This window comes from Calidithermus timidus DSM 17022 (genome assembly GCF_000373205.1).
GTDB lineage: Bacteria > Deinococcota > Deinococci > Deinococcales > Thermaceae > Calidithermus > Calidithermus timidus.
The window spans coordinates 221,929-238,391 of record NZ_KB890700.1; the positions used below are offsets into that span (position 1 = coordinate 221,929).

A 16,463-nucleotide genomic window follows, 5' to 3' on the forward strand; every position below is an offset into this window, starting at 1 on the left:
CTTGCTAATGCCGGTGCCCGGATGAGGGCGGGGGCTCGAGCGGCACCCCTCCGCGCTCGGCCAGGAGTTGCTCCATGAGGGCGATCTCCAGGGTCTGACTCTTGGCCATCGCCAGCAGGAGCTTGCGCGGCAGCTCGCGCTGCACCTCCGGCAGGGCCTGGGTGATCATGGGGATGGCTCCCTGGTGGTGGCGGATCATGAGCTGGAGGAAGCGCACCTCGGCCTCCCGACCGCTTTTCGAGGCCAAGTCGGCCACCTCGGCTTCACTGGCCAGACCCATCGCCTCGCGCATGGCCGCATCGAAGCGGGCCGAGCGGCTGAAGGGGCGTTCCCATGGCGGTAGCCAGGCGTTCATCTGGCCGATCTGGGCCTCCTGGGTGAGGTAGATGTCGCGGGCGAGGGTCTGGAGGTTGGGGTCAGGGGTGCGGGCCTCGAGCAGCTTGGCCAGGGTGATGGCCTGGGCGTGGTGGGGGATCATGTGCCGGGCGAAGGCGGCCTCGGGGCCGGAGCGCCAGGCGCTCACGCTCCAGGCCCCGATGACCAGCAGCGCCAGGGCCATTAGCAGCGCGAGGTTGCGGCGGGTCATGCCCTATCGAACCGGGTTCTCCGGCCCCCGGCCCCGGTAGGCGTCGATGAAGGCGGCGGCAGCGGCGGCATCCCAGTGCTCCAGCCGCAGCAGCTTGGTCCAGGCGGTGAGCTCGACGGTCTGGCCTAGCCCTTGCTTGGGCACCACCACCAACCCGTCCCACTGCCCACGGTAGCGGCCGGCCCAAGCCCGCAGGGTCTTGAGCACTTCCTCCCCAGGCTGGTCGTAGTAGATGACGATGTTGCCGTGCTCGAGTGCGTGTACCAGCTTTTCCTTGGGCTCACTGCGGCTGTAGAAGCCCGGCTCAGTCCAGTTGAACCAGTGGGTGCCCGAGGTGGGCGGGTCGGTGGCGTAGCTCAACGAGACGCCGATGTTGGCGTGGCTGCGCCCGTAATCGGGCTGGCTCTGCACCTGGGCCAAAGCTGGCTTACCCTGCTCGATGAGGCTCTCGAGGCGGGGCACGCCCTGTTGGCTTTGCCAGCGCATGAAGCCCCAGCCTGCCACCGCCAGCACGATGACCCCGCCGATCACCCAGGGCCAGGGGCTGGGCTTGGGTTTGGACGCATACTTCAAGGCCTGCTTCCTCGCGCTTTTTCCCATATGCCCATCCAATCTATCCCATCCTGGATGAGAGCAATTGGAACTTCAGCTTGGCTTCAGCTTGGGCCTGGTATGGGCTTAAGGCTGTGTGGGCATGCTTGGGGGTGGAGGTAAGAGCGATGAAACACCAGTATTTGGCTGCTTTCCTGGCGTTGTCGCTGGCGGCTTGTGGGACCCAGAACCCTTCGAGCGGCGGCCTGAGCCAGTCGGACGCCGTGGCCCTCACCGAGGTGGCCACCGCGGACCTGGCCCTCGACGATGGCTTGCTGGCCGATGGCCGCGGAAGCTCGAGCCTGCAGGCGGCAGCCCTCACCGAGGGGGCGCGCAACGCCATCGGTTACAACCTACCTCGCCGGATCGTCCACCTGCTCAACGCCCTGGGTGCCTACCTACCCCCTGCCGGCTCGAGCGAGTGCAGCGTGACGGTGAGCCCCACCAACTACACCGACGCCGACGACGACGGCGTGCCCGCCAACGTCACCGTCACCTTCGACTGCGCTGGGACCCGCGCCAACGGGACCGACTACACCACCGAGGGCAGCGTGACCCTCAGCGACACCAACGACGCCCTGCCCCTGAGCGGCTACAGCGCCGGCTTCGCCGGCTTCCACACCGTCCTCACCCGCGACGACGGCACCGTCATCGACCACGCCTTCGACGGCAGCCTCACCCTCGACAAGAGCGACGCCAGCCTCTACGCCATCGCCAAGGACTACAGCCAGGCCGTCAGCGTCACCAAGGGCGCCAACACCTACACCGGCAGCGCCGAGTTCGAGGTCGAGAAGACCTACGCCCCCGAGCTCTCCGATGCTCCTTGGGCCAAGGGCACCATCACCATCGCCCAGGACAACCCCGGCAGCCTCACCTGGGTGCGCGGCGGCAAGACCCGCAACCTCGTCTGGTACACCGACCCCACCCTGCACTACAACCGCGCCGACTGCGCCAGCCCCAGCCGCCTGCTCAACTACGACGCCGGCGCCAAGGAGTGGGTCTACACCCGCCCCAGCGGCGAGCAGGACACGCTGCGACTGGAGTTCACCGGATGCGGGCAGTTCACGGTGACGCTCAACGGCGGGGCGGTGGAGTAAACGCAAGGTGCCATAAGGGCGGGCTTGCGTACCCGCCCTTTTCGGTTCTCCTCTGGCTCCTAAGCCCGCTCGCTCCCACCCAGCTCCCGCCTCGGACGCAGTAGTTGGGGGAGTTGGCTCACCAGCGTGGCGCCCAGGATCAAGAGCCCTCCCACCAGCCCCTGTATCCCCAGGCGCTCGCCCAGGATGAAGAAGGCGAAGATGGCGGCGTAGACGGGCTCGAGGGTGAAGGCGATGGCGGCTTCAGGGGCGGAGACGGTGCGCTGTCCCAGCGCCTGTAGCCAGACGCAGAGGGCGGTGGCGACGAGGCCCAGGTAGAGTATTTCGGCGTAGGGGAGGGTAGCCCAGTCCCAAGCCGGGCGCTCCCAAGCCACCCACACTCCCGAGAGCAGGGCTACGCCGAACATCTGCACGCCGGTGATGGGCAGCGTGGGATAGCTGCGCACCGCCACGAAGTGCTCGAGCCGCCAGATGTAGAAGGTGTAGGCCAGGGCGGTTCCCAGCGTCCACAGGTCGCCTAGATTTGGTGGGGAGCCGTCATAGGACAAAAGCCCCACGCCCACAATCGCCATCACCGCCGCCACCCACACCGGCAGGCGCAGCTTGTACCCGATGAGCCCGAGAAACATCGGCAGAATCACCACATAGAGCGTGGTGATGAAGGCGCTGCGGCTGGCGGTGGTGTACTCCAGCCCGATGGCCTGGGTGGCGTAGCCCAGCCACAGGTAGAGGCCTAGCTCGAGCCCCGCCAGCCAGACCTTGCGCTCCAGCCGCAGCACGAAGGGCACGAAGCACAGCGCCGCCACCACGAAGCGGGCCAGGGTGATCTGGGAGGGGCTGAGCGACTCCAGCGATTGCTTGATCACCACGAAGGTGGTGCCCCACAAGAGGGTGGCGACGTTGAGGTAGAGCAGCCCCAGTAGGTGATCGCGGCGCATGGCTCCAAGTCTACCGGCTGACATCCTCCCCCGACAGAAGTCAGGGGGTTCCCCTACGAGGGACTTGCGAGGTTGGAGTCTGTATGCGAAACTTGCGCCTCATACCAGATTCGGTTAGTTCGTCACCGAATGGTGACGCCGCCCCGCCTTGGCGGGGCGGTCGACCGAAGGGAGTGCTCTAGGATTCAAAAAGATAGCCCCTGGGTTTTTGGTTTTGAAGAGTATCTTTTTGAATCCGGTATCACACACCTTTACTCCATCTACCCAACCCCCAGCGGGGTCAGGCTGGCCCTTATCGGGCCGGGCCGTGCCAGTCGGCCCTTGGCGTAGCAGTCTAGCCGCTGCACCAGCGATGTTGATACTGGCTACCACATCGGCATTCCCTTGGTAGCCGCAGGCCACACATCGGAAGTGGCTCTGCTCAGGTCGGTTGGCTTTGGCCGTGTGCTTGCATCTTGGGCATGCCCGGCTAGAGTTTCGGGGATCAACAAACACCACCCTGACCCCGGCCCTTTGGGCCTTGTAAAGGATAAAGTCCGCCAGTTGCCGAAAGGCCCAGCTACTCATCATCCGGTTGAACCTCTGGCTGCCGCGTACCCGGTCACGAATCCCATCGAGGCTCTCCAGCGCCAGCGCTGGGTTGGGATACTGAGCCGCAAGCTTCACCAACTAGCGACTGACCTTGTGGTTGAGGTCGGTCATCCAGCGCCGCTCCTTGCCCCGCATAGCCCGCACCCGGTCGGCACGGCGGTGTCTCTGCAGCCGTTTGCGAAGGGCAACGTAGCGTTCCCGGCGATGACGGATGGGCTTGCCATTGACCACAAACACGCCCCCAGGATGCCTGGCTGTAGCCAACCGAACGATGCCCAGATCTACCCCGATAGCGGTAGGCGCACCGCTCCCGTCACAGACGGTGGGGGTGGTGGGCACCTTGAGGGGCAACATGACAAACCAATCGCTACCCCGTTTGAACAGCCGGGCATCCCCCCTGACATGGGACAGCCTGTCCCGCCAGTGTGCGGGGACTGACAGGGGTAACCAAAGGTATTCTCCTTTCCTTCCCGTGGAAACTCTCAGGGTATTCCCCACGACCTTGTAGGCGTTTGTTCCGAGCCCAATGCCCTGGCTACGTACCACCGTGGGCTTGCCCGCTTTGCGCTTCGCCTTGCGCTGACCAAAATGGCTGCGGGCGAGCTGCACGGCCCCGTTTACGGCCATGCGGCAGTAGTCGGAAGGCAGGCCCAAGGCACGGATGGAAGCGTAGGCGGCGGCATGGATTTTCCCCCGGGTTGATGTTTTGGCGCTCAGGGCGTAGTCAAGCCCCAACTGTACCCCTTGGCGGAAAAGCTCGGCGGTTCTTTCCAACCACTCCCGCTTTGCCTTTGCCGGGGAGCGTAGTTTGAGGACGACGGTTTCCGCCATGTGTGTAAACGTAGGATACGCACATGGCCTCCACGTTGCAAAGAGCATCGCCGCCTTCGGCGGCGCACCGATTCCTCCCCGGTTTGAAAACCGGGGTATCCTCGGAGGTTGTTTGTGAGTGGGCGGCCCCCACAGTGAGAAGAGCGCCTTTGGGTGCCCTTCAGACTTGAGATGTTTGTCTGGGTCGGAGTGGGTGGCGAATACATCCCGCTGGACTCCATGAGGGTTGCCGGGTCGAGGCCCGATAGCGATTTCGGAGTGGGTTTGTGAGGCGAGGGTTGTTGCAGATTTAACAGGCTGAAGCCTGGAAAGTGCACAGGCTCGGGGATTTCTCCCCGAGCCTCTCCCGCCAGGAGGTGCGCTTCCTGCTTAGTACCACTCGATGACGGGAACCCCCAGAATGAGCACCTCCCACCAGCGTAACCGCAGTTTGAACCATGTACGCCAATTCATGACTTTTAGAATACTACAGAATTGATCCTGGGTATGTGAATCCGCGTTATATGGACGCCGTCTATATGGATTCGAGCGCCATCTTTACTTGCCGAAGCGTCGCTCGCGGCCCTGGTAGGCCCGGATGGCCCGCAGGAAGTCCACCCGGCGGAAAGCGGGCCAGAAGGCGTCGAAGAAGTAGTACTCGCTGTAGGCAGCTTGCCACAGCAGAAAACCCGAGAGCCGGATCTCACCCGAGGTGCGGATGATGAAGTCGGGGTCGGGGACCCCGGCGGTGTAGAGCCGCTCGGAGATGTGCTCCATATCGAGCTCGGCGGCTAGCTCCTCGGGGCTCTTGCCGGTGCGGGCGGCCTCGAGCAGCAGGCTCTTGACCGCGTCCACGATCTCCTCGCGCCCGCCGTAGCCCATGGCGATGTTGAGCAGCATGCCCTCGTGCTGCTTGGTGGCTTCTTCGAGTTCCTCCAGCGCTTGCAGCACTTTCGGCGGGAAGCGGTCGCGGCGCCCGATGACCTTCACCCGCACCTCGTTGGCGTGGATGCGTGGGTCCTGGGCCATGCGCTTGGCTTCTTTGACGAAGAGGTTCATGAGGGTTTCGACCTCGAGCTGCGAGCGGCTCCAGTTGTCGGTGGAGAAGACCCAGATGGTGACGGTGGGGATCCTGAGCTCCAAGCACCACTCGAGCACTTCGTAGGCTTTTTGCACGCCAAACTCGTGCCCCTCGTGCCCCTGCAGGCCCAGTTCCCTGGCGAAACGCCGGTTACCGTCCAAGATCATGCCCAGGTGGCGGGGGACGTGGCCGTGGCGCACCTCGGCCTCCAAGCGCTTCTCGTACCACCAATACAGCGGCTTGAGGGCCACGCGCAGCACGTTGATGAAGCGCTGCCGCGCCGAGTTCTTGCGGGGAATTGCGGAGGTGTCTACTGCCATGCGCGAACCTCGAGGCTCAATCCAAAGCCCATTCTAGCGCTCGGCGCCGGTGCCGCTGCGGGGCGGTCGGTGGAGGCGGTGGCCTTGCCGGTGTGTACGTCGGTATTGAGCTATGCCCCCGCTTGCGGGCGATGCGCTGGCTCACCTCCACCAGCGCGCCAAAGGCGATAGGCTTGAAACCGTGCGTCTGGTCGAACGAATGCCTGAAGTCAACCTCGAGACCCTGCTCGCCCAATTTGTGCCGCCGCCGCGCTACAGCGGGGCCACTTTCGATTCCTACCACCCCGACCCCCGCTTTTCCTCGCAAGCCGTCGCCAAGGAGCGCCTGGGGCGCTGGGTGCGGGACCGTCCCCAGGGCTTCTTCCGCAAGAAATTGCCCGATCCGAGGGGGATTTACCTCGACGGCGGCTTCGGGGTAGGCAAGACCCACCTGTTGGTAGCCGCCTACTGGCAAGCCCCCGAGCCCAAGGCCTACCTCTCTTTCGAGGAACTCACCTACGCCGTGGGCCTGATGGGCATGGCCCAGGCGGTCGAGCGCTTTGGCCGCTTGGCCTACCTCTTCATCGACGAGTTCGAACTCGACGACCCCGGCAACGCCCAGATGGTCACCAACCTGCTGGGCCAGACCATGGAAAAGGGCCTGCGCGTGGCGGCTACCTCCAACACCCCGCCCGGCGCCCTGGGCCAGGGTCGCTTCAACGCCGAGCAGTTCCGCATCCAGATCCAGAGCTTGGCCCGCCGCTTTGCGGTGGAGAGCCTTGACGGCGAAGACTACCGCCACCGCGACTTCCAGCACCCCCCGCTGCCTTTAGCGGCCGAGGAACTCGAGGAGCTCTACCACGAGGAGACCCGGCCCGCCAGCTACGACTCCTTCGCCGAACTCTTCTACCTGCTGCGCGGCCTGCACCCCATCCGCTACCGCTACCTCTTCGACTCGCTCGAGGTCGTCTACCTCGAGGGCTTGGCCCCCATCCCCGACCTCAACGACGCCCTGCGCTTCGTGCACTTCATCGACAAACTCTACGACCGCGGCCTCCAGCTCCGGGCCTCCGGGGTGCCGCTGGAGCAGATCTTCCTCGAGAGCTACCGCCACGGGGCCTTCGCCAAGAAGTTTGGCCGCTGCCTCTCGCGGCTATCCGAACTGCTCGGCCAGCGCTGAACGCGTATGCTCAGGTTATGAAGATCATCACCATCGTGCTCGACTCCGTGGGCCTGGGCTACCTCCCCGACGCCGCCCGCTTCGGCGACGAGGGGGCCGACACCCTCGACCACACCGTGCTCAAGAGCGGCGTGGAGCTGCCCAACCTGGCCGCCTTGGGCCTGGGCCACGTGCCGGGGGTACACACCTTGCCCAAAGTTGAGCAACCCAGAGGGGCTTTTGGCCGCATGCGGGAGGTCAATCCCGGCAAGGACACCTCGACGGGGCACTGGGAGTTCGTGGGCATCCAGCTCGAGCACCCCTTCCAGGTTTTTCCACAGGGTTTTCCACCGGACTTCCTCCGGCGCTACGCCGAGCGCATCGGGGTGGGGGGCTGGTTGCTGAACCAGCCCTACTCCGGCACCGACGCCATCCGCGACTACGGCGACGAGCACCTGAAGAGCGGTTTTCCCATCGTCTACACCTCCGCCGACTCGGTGTTCCAGGTGGCGGCCCACGTGGGCAAGGTGCCCCTCGAGACCCTCTACGAGTGGTGCCGCGTGGCCCGCGAGATGCTGGTGGGCCCGCTGGCCGTCGCCCGCGTGATCGCCCGCCCCTTCGAGGGCCAGCCCGGTCGCTACGCCCGCCGCGAGGACCTGCGCAAGGACTTCGCGCTCGAGCCTCCCCGCAACGTCCTCGACGTGCTCAAGGAGGGGGGCCTCGAGGTGGTGGGGGTGGGTAAGATCCCCGACATCTACGCCCACCGCGGCTTCACCCGCGAGGTGAAGTCGAAGGACAACGCCGACGGCATCGCCCGCACGCTGGAGCTCATGCGGCAGGACTTCTCGGGCTTGGTCTTCACCAACCTCGTCGACTTCGACGCCAAGTTCGGCCACCGCCGCAACCCCGAAGGCTACGCCGCCGCCCTGCGCGACTTCGACACCGAATTGCCCGGCATCCTGGCCGGGCTGGGGCCCGACGATTACCTCTTCATCGTCTCCGACCACGGCAACGACCCCACTTACCGCGGCACCGACCACACCCGCGAGTACGGCATGCTCCTGGCGGTAGGCCCGGGGCTGGCCGGACGGGACCTGGGCACCCGCGAGACCTTCGCCGACTTGGCGGCGACGTGGGCGGGGTTGTTCGGGCTCGAGTGGGAAGGACCGGGGAAAGGGGTCATCTAGAGGCCTTATGGTTGCGCTCCTGTCGCAATGGAAAGCTCACCGCAAGCTGCTATGCCTGCTATTCCCGCTGCTCACCTCCGGCGGCTTAGCCCAAACCCTCTACGTCCCCCTCGACAACCGCCCGCCCAACTGGACCCCCTGCACCTGGGGGGTGGTGCGCTGCCCCCCGGCGGAGTTCTACAAGGGCCGCTCGGGGGTTGGCTTCCTCGACCTTGCCACCTGGCTCATCAACACCCCGGGTGAGCGCCTGGTGGTGAGCCTGGACGCGTTGGCCTATGGGGGGCTGGTGCAGAGCCGCGCGACCCCCCTGTCTGTCCCCGAGGCCCTGGCGCGACTGACGCTGCTGCGGGCCTGGAGGGGCAAGTTCGGCGGTAAGGTGGTGGCCTTTGGGGTCATCCCCCGCCACCCCGACGCCAAATACCGCGAGCGCAACCTCGAGGTCCTGCGCTCCTTGGCGGACTGGGGGCTGGACTACCTCGAGGCCCCCTGGGACGACGCCCTGCCGGGTTCCCCCGCCGTGCAAGAGGCGGCCACCCTGCCCCTACCCACCCGCCCCGGCGCCGACGAGAGCGGGCAGTTGATGCTCTTGCGAGCGCTGTCGCCAGGGCTCAGGGTGCGGGTGTGGTACGACGACCCCGCCGCCGCCAGGCAAAACACCCGTTACGAGGGGATCCCCCTGGAGGAGAGCGTGCGGCGGCTGCTGGAGAGCGGGGGTATGCAGGCGGTGGAGCAAAAGCCCGACCTGGCCCTGCTGGTCTACACCGGCAAGGACCCCCGCCAGGCGGTGCTCACCCTGCTGCGGGCCAGCCGCGAGGCCCCGGTGGCGGTGGCCGACATCGCCTCGGTCAACCGGGGTGACAAGCGCCTGATGGACTACCTGCTCGAGCTAGGCCGCTATCCCTACCTTGCCAGCTATGCCTGCTGGGGTACGCCCGCCAACAACCTGGGCAGCGCCTTGGCCCAGGGCGGGCTGTTCTTGCGCGACCTCGAGGGGCGGCTGGACCGGCTGGCCGAGGGTTATCTGCAGTACCTCTATGGCGAGGTGGGGCGACCCTGGGTGCGGCGCTACTTCGCCGAGCCTTTGCTGGAGGGGGTGAGCATTCTGACGCTGGGCTACCTGCGCGAACAGCGCCTGCCGAAGCTGATGGGGGACCGGCTCGAGCTGCTGAGCGTGGAATTCCCTTGGCGGCGCAGCTTCGAGGTTGCCCTACGCTTCCGCCGGGTGCGTTGAAGCCCTTGGCGACTGGGCTCACAGCAGGGGGTTGCCCAGGTGCTATAGTGTTTCGGCTTGTCACCTGCTACCCTGAGCAGGACGGTGCAACCCAACTGGAGGTGAAAGTTGCTGCGCTTAGTTACATCTGAATCGGTGACCGAAGGTCACCCCGACAAATTGGCCGACCGCATCTCGGATTCCATCCTCGACGCCATGCTCGCCCAGGACCCCAAGTCGCGGGTGGCCTGCGAAACCCTCGTCACCACGGGGTTGGTGATGGTGGCCGGGGAGATCACCACCGAGAGTTACGTAGATATCCCCAACCTGGTGCGCCAGACCGTCAATGAAGTGGGGTACAACCGCGCCAAGTTTGGCTTCGATGGCAGCACCTGCGCGGTGATCACCGCCATCGACGAGCAGTCGCCCGACATCGCCGGCGGGGTCAACAAGTCCTGGGAGTACCGCGAGCTGGGCTCGCGCGACCCCCTCGACGAGATCGGAGCGGGCGACCAGGGCTTGATGATTGGCTACGCCGTCGACGAGACCCCCGAACTCATGCCCCTGCCCATCTCCCTGGCCCATGGCCTCACCCGTCGCCTGGCCCAGGCCCGCAAGAGCGGGGAGCTCCCCTACCTGCGCCCCGACGGCAAGGCCCAGGTGACCATCGTCTACGAGGGCGATAAGCCCCTCTACGTGGGCACTGTGCTGGTCTCTACGCAGCACGCTGAAGAAATACCCCAAGAGCAAATCCGCCACGACGTGATCGAGAAGGTTGTGCGGCGGGCCATTCCCGAGCAATACCTCAGCGAGGAGACCCTCTACCTCATCAACCCCTCGGGCAAGTTCGTCATCGGTGGTCCCCACGGCGACACCGGCCTTACCGGGCGCAAGATCATCGTGGACACTTATGGCGGAGCCGTGCCCCACGGGGGCGGGGCCTTCAGCGGCAAGGACCCCACCAAGGTAGACCGCTCCGGGGCTTACTACGCCCGCTACATGGCCAAGAACATCGTCGCCGCAGGGCTGGCCCGCCGCGCCCTGGTCGAGCTGGCTTATGCCATCGGCAAGGCCCGTCCGGTGGGGATGCGCGTGGAGACTTTTGGCACCGGGGTGATGCCCGACGAGCAGATCGGCAAGATCGCTCAGCAGGTCTTCGACGCCCGGCCCAAAGCCATCATCCAGAACCTGGACCTCCTGCGACCCATATACGCCGCTACCTCGGCCTATGGCCACTTTGGCCGCGACGGCTTCCCCTGGGAGGCCACCGACAAGGTGGAGGAGCTGCGCCAACTCGCGGGGCTGCCGGCTCTGGCTTGAAGCCTCCTGCGCTCAGCGCCTTTGCAGGCTCTGGATCAGGCTGTTCAGCCGGGTCGCGTTAGGGCCTTTCTTGAAGGGGTTAAAGGGCTTCCCCGATTGCAACTCGGCCACCATGCCCAAGTAACCCGGTACCGCGAACATGTAGAAGCTGGGCTTGGTGTCGGTCCTGATTTGAGCCAGGCGCATACGGGCCATTTTTTCCTGCTGCTCGAGCCACCCCCTCACCCAGACCGACTGCGCAGGTGTGAGGAGGGCCTCGAGTTCCTTTCGCAACGTCACGGCCTGGGGGGGCTCGAGGTTTTCCTGAAGGCCCAGGGGGTGCAGCTTGCCCAGCAAGGCGGCGGCTTGGTCTTTGTCAAAAGCCAGCCCTTGTACCCTGTCCACCTCGGCCAGGGCATTGACCATTCGCACCAGCTCAAACACCGGCTGATACGCGCTCAGCCTGGCAGTTCCCCCTGCGCTCTGGGCCATCGCCAGCACTCCCACCGACGCCATCGCCATCACGAGCAAGCGTGCGATTTTCGCCACGGCTTCAAACTAGCAGAAGCACCTGAAGCGCAGGGCAAAAAAGGATGAGAAAGCCGGGGACGGGCCCCGGCTTTCGTGCAACCTCCCTCGATTACGGGCGCATGCGCCGCTTCAAGGCCTTGGACTCGTTGATGGGGAAGTCTGCGCCCTTGGGGCCGCCGTTGTTCACCCGCAAGGCCGCCAAGCTGCTGGCGGGCTCGAGGGTGTAGCCTTCGAACCAGTAATTCTTGATGTTCACGCCCGCACTGACCGCCGCGGCCACCACCGCGTCATAGGCCCCTTTGGCTTTCTGCACCGCCGCCTCGTACTCCATCGCCCGGTAGGACTTCAGCGCCTCGGCCATCTGGCTATCGGCGTCTTTGAGGGAGGCCGGGATGGCGCCGGCGTTGAGCTTCTTGGCGTCGATCATGGCCTGGAGGATCTCGTTAGCCTGGTTGAGGTAGGCCGCTACCCGGTAGCGGTTCATGGCGTCGCGGTTGAACTGCCCGAACTCGGCGGTGAGGTCGATGTAGCTCATGACGCTGTTGGACATGTCGCCCAGCCAGGCGTAGTAGAACTCGTTGCTGGGGCCGTAGTCCTTGTCGCTGGCCGAGTCGTAGCCGTCGTGGGGGTGCGAGAGCGCGGTGTGGTGCCCTACCTCGTGGGTGATGGTGGTGGTGTAGCCGTAGCGGGTCTTGGCTGCGGGGTTGTCGGCGGCGTAGACCAGGCTCTGGGTGCCCGATTGCCAGTCGTCGTCAGGGGATTTTGCCGGCCAGGTTGTAGGCGAAGACGGGGACCTCGTAGTCGGCACCGCCTTGGAAGAAGCCCGCTTGCTTCATCTCGAGCAGGTTGTCGATGAAGACGTTGGCGCCGAGCAGAGAGGCATCTTGGCTGAGCCGGTACTCGGGGTAGCACACCGTACCGTCGAACTGCGACTCGAAGGAGCACCGGGCCTTGGCGTCGTAGCTCAGCCCACGGATGGTGGCCGTGAAGTTGTTAAAGGGCTGAAGCTTTTGGAGCAACTCCGTGGTCAGGTTGGCCTTGAAAAGATCCTGCCCCTGGTCGCCGGCTGCCGGGTCGTTGTAGAAGTTGACGTTGAGCAGCAGGTCGTCGGGCATCTGGTGCGGGGTGATGGCCACGCGGTAGAGGGGCGAGGGGGTGAAGAGCAGGTTGATGGCTACGTAGCGGGTGATCCGGCCCAGGTCACCGGAGAGGTTGTTGAAAGGGCGGTAGGTGGTTTGGGTGCTGCCGTATTCCCAGATGGGGGGCATGCGGTAGTCGGTCTTGCCGTCGCCGTCGAGGTCGGCGTTGGTGATGTCCCAGTTGTTGCTCTGGGCTTCGGGGCCCGCCGAGAGGTCGTGAAACCAGATACGCGCGACTTTGCTCAGCGAGGCGTTGGCGCCTTGGCGGTCGTCGGGGGTGCTGCCGCCCCAGGCGCTCATCTTGCGCGAAGAGAGCAGCTCGCCGAAGTTGAAGCCGGTGTCGGGGTCGGGTTCGTCGGTCTTGACGTAGACGTGGTGCTTGAAGTCGGAGCGGCCGTACCAGTTGATGAAGAAGACGGTGTAGTTTTTGGTGTCTATGCCGAGTTGGCCGGCGTTCTCGGCCAGCCACTTCTCGGTTTGGAAGGCGTCGATCCAGTAGTTCTCGGTGATCTTCTTGCTGATGTTGGAAGCGTCGCCGGGGCAGGGGTCTAGGGCCAAGTCGGCTTGGCAGTTGTACGACTGCTGGTAGAGGGTGAGGGGTTTGGGCTGGGCCAGCTGGTTCAATTGGGCAAAAAAGGCGTCCTCGAAGCTCTGGGGGGCGAACTTGATGTTGTAGTTGTAGGTGAAGCTGTTGCCCGAGAGCTCCTTGGCGGGTTTGGTCAGGTAGTAGGTGGGGTAACGGTTGATGCTGCTGTACTTGCTGGGCAGGATTTTCTTGAACTCCTCGAGGTTGATCTGCTGGGCACCGTTGCCCTGCTTGTAGCCGACGAAGACGATGTTGATGGTCAGATCCTGTCCGATCTCGACGCTATTGCCTGGGCTGAAAGCCTGAAACCCCCTGTTGACCAGGCTGCAGGAGCTGATCGCCAGGCTTGCCAGAACTAAAGCTGCATACCGAATGAGTTTGGGCATAGGATCTCCAAGGCAGAGCGTCCCCCGATTCTCCCATGTGCTTCGAGGCTTCGCAAGGCTTCGAAGGAGCTGACCCCGCGTCGAGTCAGGCCGGGAGATGTAAGGGCTCTCTCAGCGTGGGCCTCGAGGGTCTTTATGCTAGAGGGGTGAGCCTGCCTTCGCCTACCCTACCCCCCCCAACCACCCAGGACCCGGCCATCCGCCTGAGCCAGGTCTCGGTGCAGTTTGACGGTCACGCGGTGTTGCGAGGGGTGGACCTCGAGGTCGCCAGGGGCGAGTTCATCGCCATCATCGGCCCTTCGGGGGGCGGCAAGAGCACCTTGCTGCGGGTGATCGCCGGGCTACAAAAAGCGCAGGGGTCGGTCAGCGTGAGCGGGCAGCCGGCGATGGTCTTCCAGGATTACCGGCTGCTACCCTGGCGCACCGTCGAGCAGAACATTCGCCTGCCCATCGAGCTCACCGGGCGCGGCAAGGTCAGCACCTATTTGGGGATGCGGCCTTACCTACACCTCTACCCCCACCAGCTTTCCGGGGGCATGAAGGCCCGCGTGGCCATCGCCCGGGCGCTGGCCCAAGACGCCGAGGTGCTGCTGATGGACGAACCCTTCGCCGCCCTCGACGCGTTGGTGCGCGAGCGTTTCAACCTCGAGCTCAAAGAGCTGCACAAGAGGAGCGGGAAGACCATTTTATTCGTCACCCACTCCATCCGCGAGGCGGTCTACCTGGCCGACCGCGTGGTGGTGCTCAAAAACGGCGTCATCGAGACCATCCTCGACACCCGCGACGAGGGCCGCATCACCGCCTTCACCGACGGCGTGGAGGCCGAGCTGCGGGCCAGGCTGGGCGTGGCCGACTCCACCCACGTCGAACCCCCACCCGCACCGCTGCGCCCGCCCTGGGAGCTCTTCGGGGTGCTGGGCCTGGCCGGGCTGCTCCTCCTGAGTTGGGCTTTGCTCTCGGCCCGGATTCCCCTCTTCTTCCCCTCGCCCGCTGCGGTGTGGCAGGCCGCCGTGCAGAACGCCCCCCAACTGGCCCAAAGCGCCCTGGCGACGCTCGAGGTCGCCGCGCTAGGGGTGCTGTGCTCGCTGCTTATCGGCACCCCCATTGGCTACCTGATGGGTCGTCTGCGCACCATGGAACGGCTGCTCTCCCCGTTCATCGTAGCCCTACAGGCCATCCCCACCGTGATCGTAGCCCCGCTGCTGGTGATCTGGTTTGGCTTCAGCCTCGAGGCCAAGCTCATCACCACCACCTTAATCTCGATCTTCCCGGTGATGGTCTCGACGATGGTGGGGGTGCGGGAAGTGGACCGCACCTACCGCGAGGTGTTCCAGACCATCGGGGCAGGGCCCTGGGGCATCCTGACCAAGCTCGAGCTGCCCGGCGCCCTGCCGGTGCTGCTGGGCGGTCTGCGCCTGGCCGTCTCGCTGGCCCTCATCGGCGCGGTGGTTGCCGACTTCACCTTCCAGGGCGAGGGCCTGGGCGCCTTTGCCAACACCGAGCGGCTGTCCTTTCGCTACGCCAACGCCTTCGCCGCTGTAGGGGTCAACGTGGTGTTGGGCGTCGCGCTGTACGGGTTGGTGACGCTGCTGGAATACTGGGTGCTGCGCTACCGCAGGCGGTGATGGCCGGTGGCTGATATCCCCAGGAAAATGCCGCGGCCCTCGACGGCCGCGGGATGCCCCTACTCGCTGCGCTGCAATAGGTTGTAGGCGAACTCCTCCATCAGCTCCGGGCGCTGTTGGGCCAGTTCCCACAGGACCTCGAGGAGGGCTTCGTCGGAAAGCTCTTGCAGGGCCAACTGCTGGAGGTCGGTAGGCTTTTGCTTGCGCTTGCGCCTGGCCTGGAAGATCTCGGGCGCTTCCTGGATGGCATAGGCCACGGCCACGACGTGCTTGCACACCGGACCCCAGCCGTAAGGACAGGTACAGCCCCAGTCCTGCTTTTCCAGATCGACCCAGGTGCGGTAGGGGTAGGGCGCGCTGCCCTGCACGCGGGCGCTGTAACGTTGGCCCTGCCGGGAGCCCCTCAGCACCATTCCCCGAATAAACAACTGGTAACCCCGCTCCTGCACTTCGGAGGCCGCCAGAGCCCTGACATCGGACGCATCAAAGCCAGCCAATGTCCCCCCATCATATGCCAGGTCACGCTGAATCCGGTGTCTGGGTTGCAATCCCCTTGCGGGGCTTTTTGTTTGCGACAAGACTGTAGGATATCTCGACAGTGTCCTTCGACCTAGAGAGTTGCAATCCCCTTGCGGGGCTTTTTGTTTGCGACTGCATGTTGCGGCCCGGCAAATTGGCGCAGGAGGAGGTGTTGCAATCCCCTTGCGGGGCTTTTTGTTTGCGACGTAATCACGAAATGCTGTGGCTCCCGGTCGATCTGTTGTTGCAATCCCCTTGCGGGGCTTTTTGTTTGCGACCGGCCCCACGCGCATGCGCGCGCGATTCCGCCTACCGCCGGTTGCAATCCCCTTGCGGGGCTTTTTGTTTGCGACCTTTTTGTCGGATTCTGCTTGAGCGAGGCCGATACCAGTTGCAATCCCCTTGCGGGGCTTTTTGTTTGCGACTTTATCGCCTATTCGGGGTCGTGGTTGGGGGCCGTTTTCTGTTGCAATCCCCTTGCGGGGCTTTTTGTTTGCGACAGCATACCCCATAGAACGCTGTCCTGTACAGGGTTGCCAGGGGGTAGATTTATGAGAAGTGCGAGTTATCCACAGGTGGGTTGTGGATAACCGCGAAAAAAGTGGCGTTTGCTGCGATGGGTGCTTACTTCCCTGCACATTTATATTTTATGTGACAGGGATTTACCATGAGAAAGGGGGAGATAGGTTTTCAAGGTACGCTCGAGGGGACCTCGCTAGGGGGATTATAGCATTTTGCGCAAAACATAATGCCGCATTTTGGCAAGCGGGCTTTGTATTGTCCCAAACGGGAATAGTGGCCGCTTTTTCTGGTGAGGGGGTGCGATCGC

At 64.5% G+C, this 16,463-nt stretch carries 16 protein-coding genes and 1 CRISPR repeat array; of the genes, 6 read left to right on the plus strand and 10 right to left on the minus strand.

Translation table 11 applies throughout. From position 1 onward, the window contains the following. Positions 1 to 4: 4 nt before the first annotated feature. Positions 5 to 586, minus strand: coding sequence for a DUF305 domain-containing protein (locus B047_RS0114055; RefSeq protein ID WP_018467613.1), 582 nt, complete (start codon positions 584 to 586; stop codon positions 5 to 7). Positions 587 to 589: 3 nt separating this feature from the next. Continuing rightward, positions 590 to 1,186, minus strand: a complete 597-nt coding sequence (locus B047_RS0114060) for a DUF3105 domain-containing protein (protein ID WP_018467614.1) — start codon at positions 1,184 to 1,186, stop codon at positions 590 to 592. 119 nt (positions 1,187 to 1,305) lie between these two features. Between B047_RS0114060 and B047_RS0114065 the strand changes: the two genes are divergently transcribed. After that, positions 1,306 to 2,274, plus strand: coding sequence for a hypothetical protein (locus B047_RS0114065; protein WP_018467615.1), 969 nt, complete (start codon positions 1,306 to 1,308; stop codon positions 2,272 to 2,274). 59 nt (positions 2,275 to 2,333) lie between these two features. On the opposite strand, the gene B047_RS0114070 is transcribed toward B047_RS0114065, so the two are convergent. The 4 genes from B047_RS0114070 to B047_RS0114080 form a co-directional block, all read right to left on the minus strand. Next, positions 2,334 to 3,212: a DMT family transporter gene (locus B047_RS0114070; RefSeq protein ID WP_018467616.1), complete on the minus strand. Its 879-nt coding sequence runs from the start codon at positions 3,210 to 3,212 to the stop codon at positions 2,334 to 2,336. A 114-nt stretch (positions 3,213 to 3,326) separates the two neighbouring features. Further along, positions 3,327 to 3,878, minus strand: a complete 552-nt coding sequence (locus tag B047_RS18475; protein WP_245533752.1) for a zinc ribbon domain-containing protein — start codon at positions 3,876 to 3,878, stop codon at positions 3,327 to 3,329. Between the two features lie 3 nt (positions 3,879 to 3,881). Continuing rightward, positions 3,882 to 4,157, minus strand: a complete 276-nt coding sequence (locus B047_RS18480; protein ID WP_245533753.1) for a transposase — start codon at positions 4,155 to 4,157, stop codon at positions 3,882 to 3,884. A gap of 1,014 nt (positions 4,158 to 5,171) precedes the next feature. Then, positions 5,172 to 6,014, minus strand: coding sequence for an isoprenyl transferase (locus B047_RS0114080; protein WP_018467618.1), 843 nt, complete (start codon positions 6,012 to 6,014; stop codon positions 5,172 to 5,174). 181 nt (positions 6,015 to 6,195) lie between these two features. On the opposite strand from B047_RS0114080, the gene zapE reads away from it, so the two are divergent. The 4 genes from zapE to metK all read left to right on the plus strand — a co-directional run bounded on the left by zapE (position 6,196) and on the right by metK (position 10,869). Beyond that, complete coding sequence (zapE, locus tag B047_RS0114085; protein WP_026234910.1) at positions 6,196 to 7,173, plus strand: cell division protein ZapE; 978 nt, start codon at positions 6,196 to 6,198, stop codon at positions 7,171 to 7,173. A 17-nt stretch (positions 7,174 to 7,190) separates the two neighbouring features. Continuing rightward, positions 7,191 to 8,339, plus strand: coding sequence for a phosphopentomutase (locus B047_RS0114090; RefSeq protein ID WP_018467620.1), 1,149 nt, complete (start codon positions 7,191 to 7,193; stop codon positions 8,337 to 8,339). 7 nt (positions 8,340 to 8,346) lie between these two features. Beyond that, on the plus strand, positions 8,347 to 9,570 hold the full coding sequence (locus B047_RS0114095; RefSeq protein ID WP_018467621.1) for a DUF4127 family protein: 1,224 nt from the start codon (positions 8,347 to 8,349) through the stop codon (positions 9,568 to 9,570). A 111-nt stretch (positions 9,571 to 9,681) separates the two neighbouring features. After that, positions 9,682 to 10,869: a methionine adenosyltransferase gene (gene metK, locus B047_RS0114100; RefSeq protein ID WP_026234912.1), complete on the plus strand. Its 1,188-nt coding sequence runs from the start codon at positions 9,682 to 9,684 to the stop codon at positions 10,867 to 10,869. 12 nt (positions 10,870 to 10,881) lie between these two features. On the opposite strand, the gene B047_RS0114105 is transcribed toward metK, so the two are convergent. From B047_RS0114105 to B047_RS16900, 3 genes are all read right to left on the minus strand, one after another. Continuing rightward, complete coding sequence (locus tag B047_RS0114105) at positions 10,882 to 11,397, minus strand: hypothetical protein (RefSeq protein WP_157205939.1); 516 nt, start codon at positions 11,395 to 11,397, stop codon at positions 10,882 to 10,884. Between the two features lie 91 nt (positions 11,398 to 11,488). Beyond that, positions 11,489 to 12,187, minus strand: coding sequence for a zinc metalloprotease (locus B047_RS17300; RefSeq protein WP_052606152.1), 699 nt, complete (start codon positions 12,185 to 12,187; stop codon positions 11,489 to 11,491). Further along, positions 12,132 to 13,490 carry a hypothetical protein gene (locus B047_RS16900; protein ID WP_052606154.1) on the minus strand — a complete coding sequence of 453 codons (1,359 nt, stop codon included), beginning with the start codon at positions 13,488 to 13,490 and terminating at the stop codon, positions 12,132 to 12,134. Before B047_RS16900 ends, B047_RS17300 begins: the two co-directional genes overlap by 56 nt. Before the next feature lie 146 nt (positions 13,491 to 13,636). Between B047_RS16900 and B047_RS0114115 the strand changes: the two genes are divergently transcribed. After that, on the plus strand, positions 13,637 to 15,115 hold the full coding sequence (locus tag B047_RS0114115) for an ABC transporter permease subunit (RefSeq protein WP_018467624.1): 1,479 nt from the start codon (positions 13,637 to 13,639) through the stop codon (positions 15,113 to 15,115). A gap of 59 nt (positions 15,116 to 15,174) precedes the next feature. Here the strand turns inward: B047_RS0114115 and B047_RS0114120 are convergent, their stop codons facing one another. Beyond that, positions 15,175 to 15,528, minus strand: coding sequence for an SWIM zinc finger family protein (locus B047_RS0114120; RefSeq protein ID WP_157205940.1), 354 nt, complete (start codon positions 15,526 to 15,528; stop codon positions 15,175 to 15,177). A gap of 128 nt (positions 15,529 to 15,656) precedes the next feature. Further along, positions 15,657 to 16,134: a CRISPR direct-repeat array (repeat unit 35 nt; unit sequence GTTGCAATCCCCTTGCGGGGCTTTTTGTTTGCGAC). Positions 16,135 to 16,463 lie beyond the last annotated feature (329 nt).